We start from the raw sequence: 11,934 nt of genomic DNA, 5'->3' as shown, positions 1-11,934 counted from the left end.
AGGCGCTGTTCGCGTTGAATAGCCTTGCCGGTGGTCACGGAACTTTCTTGCATGCCGGGCGCGACAATGAGCCGACGACCCTAGGCTGGCGCCACGGCAATGCGTAACCATTGCCGCGGTGTCGTCAACACGGCGGCATCGAGCACGCGTAGCCAGCCGGTGTAATTGGCCAGGTAGCGGCTAGCGACACCGTTGAATCGCCGCAGCCAGGTCTTGAAGCGGCCATGCCATCCGTTGACACCCTGGATATGCAGTGCGCCGCGCGCTCGGATTCCGGCACGCACATTGATTGCTTCGTGCGTGATGCCGGCCTGCTTGGCGAAAGCCTGGTACGCCTTGGCGGCATCGGTCACGAGCAGCACATCGGGCGCCAGCACGGGCTTCAGGTGTTTCATCAACTGGCCGGCGCTGACCGGGCCGCGGCCCGTGACGAAGTCACACGTTTGCCGGTTGCGGTCACGAGCCACGAGGATGCAGTCCAACTCGCTGCTGATGCCGGGCCGGCTGGCCTTGCCGCCGCGTTTGCGGGGCGGGCGGTCCAGGTGGCGCGAGCCCTTCTGTGATTCCAGATGGTAGGTTTCATCGGCCTCGACGATGCCAGACAGCTGCGGACGGGGCGCCCGGAGAATGGCGGCCACAAAACGGTGGCGCCATCGAAAGCTGGTCGACTTGGCCACCGCCACGCGCTTGGCCGCCGAGCGCACTGGGGTCGACTCGATCAGGCATTGCAGGTATTGCAGCCACTTGTCGCGCAGGCGCAGACGGGCCAGCGGTGTACCGGTCAAGGCGTTGAAGCTGCGCCGGCACGCCACGCAGCGATAGCGCTGCAAGCCACTAGCCTGACCGCAACGGTGAGACTTCTCGCGGCCGCAATGCGGACACGGCGGCTTTCCGGCGGCTTCCTCGATCAGGCGATGGCACTGCCCTGGTTGCTCGACGCAGGCAAGAAAGCCCTGCAGCAACGCGACCTGATCTTCTGAAAGCGGTTGCTGCATTAATGCTTCGATCAGTACTCGAACCTCCGCCGTGCCCATGCCGCCTCCTGATATACATGAAGTATCTCAACAGGAAGTCAGACCGCGATTCCGGCGGGAAGTTCGCTTAATTACCGCTCACAGCGCCGCGGATAAAAACGGGAAAGCCGCTCCGTGGAGCGGCTTTCGATATTTCCGAATGGCCAGAAATTGCGCCTTGGCGCGGCGGGAAAGCGCTCAGCGCTCAGCCCTTGTCATTCTTGTGGCTTTGACGGCCGGCCTGGGCATGCTGCTCGGGCGTACCGCCCCGGGTGCCGCCACCGCTCGACCCCTGGTTGCCCTGGCTGCCCTGATTGCCGCCGCTGGAACCCTGGTTGCCGCTCTGGCGATTACCGTCGTTCTTGTGGCTCATGCTGCCGGCCTTGCGTGCCTCTTCCGAGGTAAACTCGTGGGCATTGCCGGAAGCGTGCGCTGCACGGCCGCCTTCGGAGGCGATCTCGCGCTGGCGCTGTGGGTCCATGGAGGCAAAGCCGCGATTGCTGGTATCGCCGCTCTGGTTGTTGCCCTTGTTGCCGCCCTGGTTATTGCCTTCTTTAGATGCCATGGTTATCTCCTTGAATGTGATGAACATTGCACATCCTTTACCTGACCTGTCGTCACGCCTGGAACCGCGTGCAAGTCGTGTAAGGGAGCGCTCATCTTAGGCCCATCGGATGGACGTTTTTATAAGAGGTCAGGACAGTGCCTTGTAGGACAACGCCGCATGGAAAAGTAACACAGCAATTGGATGATGTAACATTCATAGCCCTGCCGGAACCCCATGACTTCCTCTGCAACGCCAGCGTTTTCCCTTCCTTCCCAGGCCGGCCAGGTCCCTGTCGCGATGCATGCGCAGCCCTTGCGGCTGGGCCCCGGCGATGACGTGCGCGGCGCCATCGAAGCGCTGCTGCGGCCGCATGGCGCGGCCTTTGTCCTGCAGGGCATCGGCTCGCTGTCCGTCGCGCGGCTGCGTTTCGCCGGCCGGCCGCAAGCCGATGAGCTGGTGGGCGATATCGAAATCCTCACGCTGGCCGGCTCCGTGTCGCCGGATGGCGCGCACCTGCACATGACCATCGCCGACGCGGATGGGCAGGTGCTCGGCGGCCACGTCGCTCCCGGCTGCACGGTGCGCACCACGGTGGAGTTGCTGGCGGCCGTACTGCCGGCGCACGTTTTTGGCAGAAAGGTCGATCCCGCGACCGGCTATCCCGAGCTCGTCGTCCGCAGTGCCGGCGACGAACCGTCGATCCCTGGTTGACGAAGCCTGCCCCCGTTACCGGCCAGCCGGACGACTGGCCCTCAACGGATCGAGCAAGCCGCGCAGGTTGTTATGGTCGAGCTCATACATCAGCGCCAGCAGCGCCCCCAGCTCGCCTCGGGGAAACCCCTCGCGGGCCATCCAGCCCAAGTAATGGCCGGGCAGGTCGGCCAGCTTGCGCCCCTGGTATTTCCCATATGGCATTTCACGGACGAGGAGCAGGGCAAGGGCTTCACTATTCATGGTGGCGATTGTTGCGCGTGGGTCAAAGAACTTCTGCTTGAAAGGGTATTTTTCGAAAGAATGACTTCCGTGATACTGCACGGCATCCGTCACTTTACAGGAGTCATCCATGCCCATCGCCTTGCTGGCGCTGACCATCAGCGCCTTCGCCATCGGCACCACCGAATTCGTCATCGTCGGCCTGTTGCCCACCATCGCCGCCGACCTGGGCGTCACACTGCCGTCGGCGGGCCTGCTCGTCAGCCTGTATGCGCTGGGCGTGGCCGTCGGCGCCCCGGTGCTGACGGCGCTCACGGGCAAGCTGCCGCGCAAGATCCTGCTGCTGGCGCTGATGGTGCTGTTCACCGCCGGCAACCTGCTGGCCTGGCAGGCACCCGGCTACGAGTCGCTGGTGGCCGCGCGCATCCTCACCGGCCTGGCGCACGGCGTCTTCTTCTCGATCGGTTCCACCATCGCCACCTCGCTGGTGCCGAAGGACAGGGCGGCCAGCGCGATCGCCATCATGTTCACCGGGCTGACGGTGGCGCTGGTCACCGGCGTGCCGCTGGGTACCTTCATCGGCCAGCACTTCGGCTGGCGCGAAACCTTCCTGGCCGTCTCGGCGCTGGGTGTCGTCGCCTTCCTCGGCAGCCTGCTGTTCGTGCCGAAGGACATCCAGCACAGCAGGCCGGCCTCGCTGCTGGCGCAGGCGCGGGTGCTGGGGCAGCCCCGCCTGCTGCTGGTCTATGCCATGACGGCGGTCGGCTACGGCGGCTCGTTCATCGCGTTCACCTTCCTCGCGCCGATCCTGCAGCAGATGGCCGGCTTCGGCGAGAGCGCCGTCGGCGCGGTGATGCTGGTGTATGGCGTGTCGGTGGCGGCCGGCAATATCTGGGGCGGCAGGCTGGCCGACCGGCGCGGCCCGATCGGCGCACTGAAGATCATCTTCCTGGGCCTGGCGGCCGTGCTGCTGGTGCTGACCTTCACCGCGCCGCACCCGTGGCTGGTGGTGCTGACGGTCCTGCTGTGGGGCGCGGTGGCATTCGGCAACGTGGCCGGCCTGCAGGTCTACGTGGTGCGGCAGGCGGAACACCACACGCCGCGCGCCGTCGACGTGGCATCGGGCCTGAACATCGCCGCCTTCAACCTCGGCATTGCCGGCGGTGCCTGGGGCGGCGGCCACATCGTCGACCGGCTCGGCCTCGTGCATACCGGCTGGATCGGCGCGCTGGTGGTGCTGGTGGCTTACGGCCTGACGGTACTGTCCGGCCGGCTGGACCGGCAGGACCCGCGGCCGGCCGTGTCAGGCAAACCGGTGCACGCGGCAGCCCATTAAGGCGTTTCGGGGTCCGGAGAGGACTCGCCCGGTGTCGCGGGTCCTTTTTTCAGGTGCTTCATGAACTGCTTGAAATGCGGCTGCAATTCGGTGAACAAGGGGTGGTCCCGGTTCTCCAGCATCACTTCGGAAAACAGCTTCAGCCCGACGGCCAGCGACGTGGCGGTCGCCGCGTCGAAATCGCCGCGCCCGCGCATCCGTTCGACGATGGCGAAAAGGTCGTCGTGGTTGCCGGTCTCGAACGTCAGCGGATCGCGCGTGACCGGGTTGCCGCCCGGGTCCTGCAGGTGTTCGACGGTGATGCGGTAGCGGTGCTGTTTCATCGGCTTCTCCGGGTGAACGCATGACAAGACTGGAGCTTATCAGCGGTCCTCGCGGAGCGGCGGCCGCCTGCCGCACGGGCATGCGCGCTGGCGCGAAGCGGCCAGGTGGTGTCCGGACAACACTTGCAGGCAGCAAGCCACATTGATGGCATACATTGCATGTATTTCAATCAATGGAGTCGAAACTCATGCGCAAACTGGCAGTTTCATTGTGTTTCTCGCTGGCGACACTGCCGGCAGTGGCCGCACCGGACTATACGATGACGGTGGTCGCCGATCTCGGTTCCTACAACGTGCAGGGCATGAACAATAGCGGGATCGGCATCGGCTATGACTACGGCATCAACGCTCCGCTGATGTTCAGCCGGGATGGCATTACTGCCATGCCGATCGCGTTGCCGGGGCAACACACACCGCGGGCCATCAATGACGCGAACACTTTTGTCGGAACGACAACCTTTGACTCCTGGCACTACCGAGCCTTCGTGATGCGGGACGGCGTATACCGCGATATCGGCGGATCGCAGGATCTCCTCAGCACAGCCCGGGACATCAACAATGCCGAAACCGTGCTGGTCAACTATGTTCGTACCGACAGGAAAGGGGACGTAAACGGCAGCTACATCGTGAATGCGGACGGCAGCACGGTGGACCTGGGTATGCTGGGTTCGAATGGCGACACGTATGGGATCGCAATCAATGACCAGGGACAAGTGGCAGGAGTGACGCGAGATACCGACGAACGCTTCGTGCCGTTCCTCTGGGAAAACGGCACGATGACCACCCTTGGTGGACTCGTCCGCGGAGAATTCAGCAACAATATCAGCGGCATTTCCGAGCTCGGCCATGTACTCGGGACTGAAACGGACTGGTTCGGCAGCCGGGCCTGGGTCATCAAGGATGGCGGCATCGAGCACTACGACTACCTGTCGCGCATCTTCCATATCGATTCGGCCGGCCGGATCTATGGCCGTGACCACGATTTCAATGCCGTGATCGTCGAGGGCGACACCATCACCCGCATCGCCGACCTGGTCGATGGGGCGTCCGGCCTGACCTTCGGCGTGGATGCCGTCAACGAGCACGGCGAAATCCTGACGGCCAGGTGCATCAACGGCGATTGCGACAGCCTGGTGATGCTCACGCCGGTACCGGAGCCTTCCACGTACGCGATGCTGCTGCTGGGTGGCCTCGCCTTGTACGGCCACGCGCGCAGGCGCCGCGACTGACCACCTCAGTCGGGCAGCAAGAGCGCATGCTGTGTGGCGGTATGAAAATCGCGCCACACGCGGTTGATCTCCGCATCTTCGCGCGCCGCCTGCAGGCCGCAGCAAGGGTACAGGCTGTCGACGGTACGGCGGCAGGTATCCACCAGCTGCAGCGATACCCGCTGCAGGGCCGCCTCGTCCGCAAGCGTGTGGCGCACCACGGCGTCCCACGCGCGGTCGAGCACTTCGTACAAGGCGGTGCGGTGTTCGGCCAGTTCCTCCCGCGCCAGGGCCAGGCACGCCGCCACCGCGGGCACTTCGCCGAGCGGCACGCCGCTGCCATGCTGGCGCCGCGCGGCGACCAGCGGCCCGGCCAGCGCCAGGAAATGCCTGGCCATGCCCAGCAGGTTGGCGGCCAGCGTCACGTAGGCCAGCGCCATGAACGGGAAGCGGTACAGCGGCCCATCGGCCGTCGCATGGGCCGCGTCGATCGTGAAGCCGTGGCTGGCCGGTATCCGCGCGCCATCCAGGCGGTAGGCGTGCGAGGCCGAGGCGCGCAGGCCGATCGCCTGCCACGAAGCCTCCAGCGCCACGTGCCGCGCCGGCACGATGAAGGCGCGGATGCGTGGCTTGCCCTGTTCGTCGCGCAGCACTTCGCCGCGCTCGCGCAGCACGGCGTTCAGCGTGAAGTGCGTGGCCATCGGCGCGCCGCTCGCGTAGTCCCACCGGCCGGTGATCACGACATCGTCGCCATCGATATCGGCGAAGCCGGTCGGCGCGCCGCTGCCGGCCAGGCACACGCCCGGCGTGGCCATGATCCCGCGTGCCAGGGCAGGGGGCAGGAAGCCGGCAAACCAGCCGGCGCCGGCGCACAGCGTGACCACCCATCCCAGGCTGCCATCGGTGGCGGCAATTTCCTCTTCCAGCCGGACCACCTCGGGCAGCGGCAGCTCGGCGCCGCCGGCGGCGCGCGGCGCCAGCATCGTCAGCCAGCCGTGCGCATGGAGGCGCGCCTGCTGTTCCGGCAAGAGGAAGCCTGCCAGCTCGGCCTCGCGCCAGGGATCGCCGGCGCCGCCGATCGCGCCGTCATCCATAGATGCGCTCCAGGCTGCCCTTGCCGAAATACTTTTCATATTCGACGGCGGCGTTCACGTCCATCATGCCGGCCAGGTAATCGAGCACCAGCCGTTCGCGGGAATCCTTCAGGCAGCGCAGTTCCGCCGGCAGCAGCACGTTGTCGCGGTTGTAGCGCCGGTCGGTCAGCACCTCGAACAGGCCGCGGATGATCTTCTCGCCCCGTTTCTCGTACAGCTGCACATCCTTCTTGCGCAGGATCGCCTTCCACAGCAGCGTCTTCAGGCCGCGTGCCAGCGGCCCCATGCTGCGGTAGCCCAGTTCCTGGCCGTGCGCGCCATCGATGACGGCGATGTCGCGGCACAGTTCGTGCACGATCTGCGACGTCATTTCCTTGCGCAGCACGATCGAGTATTCCTCCGAACTGGCCTGCGCCTCGCTTTTCAGCGCCTCTTCGTGGGCGCCGTGGGCGATGCGCGAGAACGGCTCGAAGGCATCGGCGAAGTCGCGGCTGATGCGGAACTCGTGCAGGATCTCGCCCCATGTGATGATGCCGAAGCTCATCGCATCTTCCAGGTCGTGGGCGGCATACGCGATCTCGTCGGACAGGTCCATGATCTGCGCATCGATCGTCTTGCGGATCGCCAGGCCATGGCGTGCCAGCTCGCCGGACAGGAAATGGAAATCCTCGTCGTACAGGAACTTCCGGGGATTGTCGGCGCGGCGGTGGAAGTACTTGGTGATGCCGGCCAGCGTGCGCACCGTCAGGTTCAGGCCCGGGTAGGCATGGTGCTTCTTCTCCAGCGTGCGCAGGATGCGGAACGCCTGCGCATTGCCTTCGAAGCCGCCGTGTTCCTTGCCCAGTTCATCGAGGATGCGTTCGCCATAGTGGCCGAACGGCGGATTGCCCAGGTCGTGCGCCAGCGCGCAGGTTTCCGCCACCACGCTGCGTTCCAGTCCCAGGTCGGCGGCGATCGAACGGGCGATCTGGGCCACTTCCAGGCTGTGCGTGAGCCGGTTGCGGTTGAAGTTGCTGGCGTCCACGCCGAGCAGCTGCATCTTGCCCTGCAGCCGGCGGAACGACGATGAATACAGCACGCGCGCGTAGTCGCGCATGCATTCCTCGCGGCCCTCGGCGCGGCCATCGGCCTGCGCATGGACGCGCACTTCCAGCGGCAGGATCAGCGCTTCCTGCTCGCGTGCGAATTGTCGTGTTGCGGCACTGTACATGGTGGTTCCTCTTTCTGCTGCGCCGATTGTAGCCGGCCGCCGGTGTATATTGCTGCCGATTCACACTCTGGATGTTCCAAGCATGTCCCCGGCTTTCCTGTTTTTCGTCATCTTCGTGTATTTCGGCCTGCTGCTGGCGGTGGCCTGGGCCACGTCCCGCAACGCCGACAATGCCAGTTTTTTCATCGGCAACAAGAACTCCCGGTGGGCGCTGGTCGCGTTCGGCATGGTCGGCACTACGCTGTCCGGCGTCACCTTCGTCAGCGTGCCCGGTGCCGTCGGGCGAGACGGCTTCGGCTACCTGCAGATCACGGCCGGCTACGTGATCGGCTACCTGGTGGTGGCCTTCGTGCTGCTGCCCCTGTATTACCGGCTGAAGCTGACGTCGATCTACCACTACCTCGAGGTGCGGCTGGGCCGGCGCGCCGGCCAGAGCGGCGCGGCGTTCTTCATCGTCTCGCGCACCCTGGGCGCCACCGCGCGGCTGTACCTGGTCGTCAACATCCTCCAGGCGGCGATCCTGGACCGCCTCGGCGTGCCGTTCTGGGCCACCAACCTGGTGATCCTCCTGATGATCCTGCTGTACACCTACGAGGGCGGCGTGAAGACCATCGTCTGGACCGACATGCTGCAGACCACCGGCATGCTGGCCGGCCTGGCCGCCTGCGTGTGGTTCCTGCTGCATGCGATGGACCTGTCGGTGGCGGACAGCCTGGACCAGATGCGGGCGGCCGGGCTGGCGCGGGTGTTCGACTTCGACGTCGACAGCCCCGGCTACCTGTGGAAGCAGGTCGTCGCCGGCGCCTTCATCACCATCGCCATGACCGGCATGGACCAGGAGATGATGCAGAAGAATATCTCGGTGCGCACGCTGGCCGGTGCGCAGAAGAACATGCTGCTGCTCACGCTGATCCTGGTGATCGTGCTGGGGCTGTTCCTGTTCCTCGGCGGCCTGCTGCACCTGTATGCGCCGCAGGCCGGCGTCACGGCCACCGGCGACAGGCTGTTTCCCGCCATCGTGACGGAGCACCTGCCGCCCGCGATGCAGCTGATCTTCTTCGTGGCCCTGGTGTCGGCGCTGTTCCCCAGCGCCGATGGCGCGATCACGGCGCTGACGTCGTCGTTCTGCATCGACCTGCTGGGCATGCAGCGCAGACAGGCAGCCCAGGCGCTGGACGAACGGACGGCCATGCGCTGGCGGCACCGCGTGCATCTCGGCTTTTGTGCGCTGTTCCTGCTGCTCGTCATGGTGTTCAAGTGGATCGACAGCGCCAGCATGATCGGCGTGATCCTCAAGCTGGCCGGCTACACCTACGGCCCGCTGCTGGGCCTGTTCGGCTTCGGCCTGCTGACGCGCCGCGTGGTGCGCGACCGCCTGGTGCCCGCCGTCGTGATCGCCGGGCCCCTGCAGTGCGCGCTGCTGGAACACTGGCAGCACCTGTTCTTCGGCACGTACAGGCTGGGGCTGGAACTGCTGGTCGTGAACGGGCTGTTCGTGTTTGCCGGGCTGTGGCTGGTTTCCTCACCCGGAAGCCGTGGCAAGGGCAAAGAAGGCACCGGAGCCGCCGGTGCCACGGCAACAGACGCAAACTGATACAGTTCAAGTATAGCGTTACCTTTTCAACATTCTCCGGAGTTGCCCGTGTCCCGATCCGTGTTTTCCTACGTCCGTGGCGGCCTTGGCCGCGTGTGGCGCTTCATCGATGCCAGCCGCCGCGCCGTGATGAACCTGATTTTCCTGGTGATCGTCATTGCCTTGCTGTATGCGATCTTCGGCGGCGGCGCCAAGCCGCTGGGCGACAAGACCATGCTGGTGCTGAACCTGAACGGCCAGCTGGTCGAGCAGGCGCCGGGCGGCGCCAAGCTGGCCGCGCTGGCCAATCTCGGCGAGGACAACGTGCGCCGCTACATCCAGCTGCGCGACGTGCTGCGGGTGCTGGACAATGCGGCCCGCGATCCGGACATCGCCGGCGCGCTGCTGCTGGTCGACGAAATGGAAGGCGGCGGCCCGGCCATGCAGCGCGAGATCGCGGCGGCCATCGACCGCTTCCGCGCCGGCGGCAAGCGGGTGGTGGCCTGGGGCTCGAACTACAACCAGGGCCAGTACCAGATCGCCGCCCACGCCAGTGAAGTCTACCTTCACCCGATGGGCACCGTGATCCTGGACGGCTACGGCAAGTACCGCACCTATTACCGGGAAGCCCTCGACAAGCTGGGCGTGACGGTGAACCTGCTGAAAGTGGGCAATTTCAAGAGCGCCGCCGAGCCGCTGGTGGCCAACGGGCCGTCGCCCGCCGCGATGGAAGCGGAAGCCTACCTGAACAACGACTTGTGGAACCGCTACCTGCAGGACGTGGAACAGGCCCGCAAGCTGCCCTCCGGCACGATCGCGCGCGGCATCGACAACCTGCCGGCACTGATGGAACAGCACGGCGGCAACCTGGCCCGGCTGGCGCAGGGGATCAAGCTGGTCGATGGCCTGAAGACCCGCGACGAGATCCGCGCGCTGGTGCTCAAGCATGGCGTGCCCGACCCGGAGAACAAGTCGTTCCGCCAGGTCGGCTTCGACGAATACCTGGCGCGCCTGGCGCCCCGGCTGTCCGGCGACGCGATCGGCGTGGTGATGGCGGTCGGCGAGATCGGCGACGGCATCGCCGCGCCGGGCTCGATCGGCGGCCTGTCGACCTCGAACCTGATCCGCATGGCGCGCGAGGACGACAATATCAAGGCCATCGTGCTGCGCGTCGATTCGCCCGGCGGCAGCGCCTTCGGCTCGGAACTGATCCGGCGCGAGCTGGAACTGACGCGCGCGGCCGGCAAGCCGGTGGTCGTTTCGATGGGCAACCTGGCGGCGTCGGGCGGTTACTGGATCTCGATGGCTTCCGACGAGGTGATCGCCGACGCTTCCACGATCACCGGGTCGATCGGCGTGTTCGCCCTGTTCCCCACGTTCGACAAGGTGATGGACAAGCTGGGTATCCACAGCGGCGGCCAGCCCACCACCTGGCTGGGCGATGCCGGCAACCCGACGCGCCCGATGGACCCGCGCTTCGGCCAGCTGCTGCAATCGTCGATCAACCACGTGTATGCGGAATTCACGACGAAGGCCGCGCAAGCCCGCAAGAGCACGCCGGAAAAGATCGACGCCGTGGCGCAGGGCAGGGTATGGACCGGCGCCCAGGCGCAGGACCGCGGCCTGGTCGACACGCTGGGCAGCTTCAACGACGCGGTGCGTTCGGCTGCGCGCCGTGCCAAGCTGGGCGCCGACCCGCGCATCGTCTACATCGAGCGCGAAACCACCCGCTTCGACAAGCTGCTCGATTTCTTCGGCGCGCCGCAGGCCGTCGCCGACCTGGTCGACGCCGCCGTGGCGCGGCAGGTGGGAAGCGTGCTGGCACCGGCCGGCATCCCGGCCGGCATGGCCGGCCATGTCGTGAAGGAACTGAACTGGCTGAACGAGATGACGGCGCAGAAGAAACCGTTCATGGCGCTGACGCACTGCCTGTGCGGCGTGCCGGAATGACGCCGCCGCCGGCCGGCCTGCGCGTGCGCGACGTGCGGCCTTTCATTGGCGCCGCCGACTTCGCCGTGTCGAAGGCGTTTTACGTGGCGCTGGGCTGGCAGGTCGAGTACGAGGACGCGAGCCTGGCTTTGTTGGCCAATGGCGGCCACTGCTTCTACCTGCAGAACGCCTACGCGAAGGAGTGGGTCGAGAACACCATGCTGCACATCACCGTGGACGACGCCGCGGCGGCGCATGCGCAGGTCAAAGCGCTGCTCGACACCGGCGCCTTCGGCGGCGCGCGCTTGGCGCCGCCGAAGCGCGAGCCTTACGGCGCCCTGGTCACGTATGTATGGGATCCGGCCGGCGTGCTGCTGCACCTGGCGCAGTGGCTCGATGAGGAGGGGGCGGCAGGCCCGGCGCACGCCTGACGCTGGCCGGTAGCGGCCCGGCAGGGTATCGGCCGCGCTGTCATCCGGCATTGCCGGGTCAGGGAGCATGGCCATTGCGGCCAGCGATGTCCGATTCATGGACGAAGCTGCGCCATGCCACCCTACCACGAAAAATTCTCGTATGTAACTTCCAATGGTGCTGAGAATTTTTCCCGCCCTGGCGGCGAAGCGAATGGCCGGCCTGTATGGAAGAGCACGCCGCCTTATATCGCCGATACACGAATGACAACTGTGGCGGCGCTGCCTTGCGCCAGCAACAGGAAACGCACCGTTTCTGTCGTTCAAGCGCGACTGCCGGCGCATCTTATCGGCCATG

12 protein-coding genes are annotated in these 11,934 nt (G+C 65.9%); 6 read left to right on the top strand and 6 right to left on the bottom strand.

Annotation, left to right across the window (positions count from 1 at the left end):
• Positions 1 to 80: 80 nt before the first annotated feature.
• Entirely contained in the window at positions 81 to 830 is a 750-nt protein-coding gene (locus tag OU994_RS24115; protein WP_281608007.1) for an IS1595 family transposase, read from the bottom strand.
• Between the two features lie 388 nt (positions 831 to 1,218).
• Positions 1,219 to 1,578 carry a KGG domain-containing protein gene (locus OU994_RS24110; RefSeq protein WP_131148931.1) on the bottom strand — a complete coding sequence of 120 codons (360 nt, stop codon included), beginning with the start codon at positions 1,576 to 1,578 and terminating at the stop codon, positions 1,219 to 1,221.
• A gap of 279 nt (positions 1,579 to 1,857) precedes the next feature.
• Between OU994_RS24110 and OU994_RS24105 the strand changes: the two genes are divergently transcribed.
• Complete coding sequence (locus OU994_RS24105; protein WP_281611706.1) at positions 1,858 to 2,271, top strand: PPC domain-containing DNA-binding protein; 414 nt, start codon at positions 1,858 to 1,860, stop codon at positions 2,269 to 2,271.
• Positions 2,272 to 2,286: 15 nt separating this feature from the next.
• Here OU994_RS24105 and OU994_RS24100 read toward each other — a convergent pair whose 3' ends face one another.
• Positions 2,287 to 2,514, bottom strand: coding sequence for a DUF3820 family protein (locus tag OU994_RS24100; RefSeq protein ID WP_281611705.1), 228 nt, complete (start codon positions 2,512 to 2,514; stop codon positions 2,287 to 2,289).
• Between the two features lie 109 nt (positions 2,515 to 2,623).
• On the opposite strand from OU994_RS24100, the gene OU994_RS24095 reads away from it, so the two are divergent.
• Entirely contained in the window at positions 2,624 to 3,829 is a 1,206-nt protein-coding gene (locus tag OU994_RS24095; RefSeq protein WP_281608006.1) for an MFS transporter, read from the top strand.
• Here the strand turns inward: OU994_RS24095 and OU994_RS24090 are convergent.
• Positions 3,826 to 4,152, bottom strand: a complete 327-nt coding sequence (locus OU994_RS24090; protein WP_281608005.1) for a DUF3861 domain-containing protein — start codon at positions 4,150 to 4,152, stop codon at positions 3,826 to 3,828. The two genes, OU994_RS24095 and OU994_RS24090, sit on opposite strands and share 4 nt — an antisense overlap.
• A gap of 188 nt (positions 4,153 to 4,340) precedes the next feature.
• Here OU994_RS24090 and OU994_RS24085 point away from each other — a divergent pair, with 188 nt between their 5' ends.
• The gene (locus OU994_RS24085) at positions 4,341 to 5,381 is read left to right on the top strand and encodes a PEP-CTERM sorting domain-containing protein (RefSeq protein WP_281608004.1); all 1,041 of its coding nucleotides are present in this window, start codon (positions 4,341 to 4,343) and stop codon (positions 5,379 to 5,381) included.
• A 5-nt stretch (positions 5,382 to 5,386) separates the two neighbouring features.
• Here the strand turns inward: OU994_RS24085 and OU994_RS24080 are convergent, their stop codons facing one another.
• Both OU994_RS24080 and dgt read right to left on the bottom strand, forming a co-directional pair.
• Complete coding sequence (locus OU994_RS24080) at positions 5,387 to 6,454, bottom strand: acyl-CoA dehydrogenase (RefSeq protein WP_281608003.1); 1,068 nt, start codon at positions 6,452 to 6,454, stop codon at positions 5,387 to 5,389.
• On the bottom strand, positions 6,447 to 7,664 hold the full coding sequence (gene dgt / locus OU994_RS24075) for a dGTP triphosphohydrolase (protein ID WP_281608002.1): 1,218 nt from the start codon (positions 7,662 to 7,664) through the stop codon (positions 6,447 to 6,449). The genes OU994_RS24080 and dgt overlap by 8 nt, the downstream gene beginning before the upstream one ends.
• A gap of 82 nt (positions 7,665 to 7,746) precedes the next feature.
• On the opposite strand from dgt, the gene OU994_RS24070 reads away from it, so the two are divergent.
• From OU994_RS24070 to OU994_RS24060, 3 genes are read left to right on the top strand one after another with little or no spacing between them, the layout of a single operon-like run.
• Positions 7,747 to 9,258 carry a sodium:solute symporter gene (locus OU994_RS24070; protein WP_281608001.1) on the top strand — a complete coding sequence of 504 codons (1,512 nt, stop codon included), beginning with the start codon at positions 7,747 to 7,749 and terminating at the stop codon, positions 9,256 to 9,258.
• 48 nt (positions 9,259 to 9,306) lie between these two features.
• Complete coding sequence (gene sppA / locus OU994_RS24065) at positions 9,307 to 11,187, top strand: signal peptide peptidase SppA (RefSeq protein ID WP_281608000.1); 1,881 nt, start codon at positions 9,307 to 9,309, stop codon at positions 11,185 to 11,187.
• On the top strand, positions 11,184 to 11,597 hold the full coding sequence (locus OU994_RS24060; RefSeq protein WP_281607999.1) for a hypothetical protein: 414 nt from the start codon (positions 11,184 to 11,186) through the stop codon (positions 11,595 to 11,597). The genes sppA and OU994_RS24060 overlap by 4 nt, the downstream gene beginning before the upstream one ends.
• Positions 11,598 to 11,934: the final 337 nt, after the last annotated feature.

Source organism: Pseudoduganella sp. SL102 (assembly GCF_027856995.1).
GTDB classification, from domain to species: Bacteria; Pseudomonadota; Gammaproteobacteria; order Burkholderiales; family Burkholderiaceae_D; genus Rugamonas; species Rugamonas albidiflava.
Note: the sequence above shows the minus strand (reverse complement) of the source record. Positions and strands in the feature narration are given on the sequence as shown.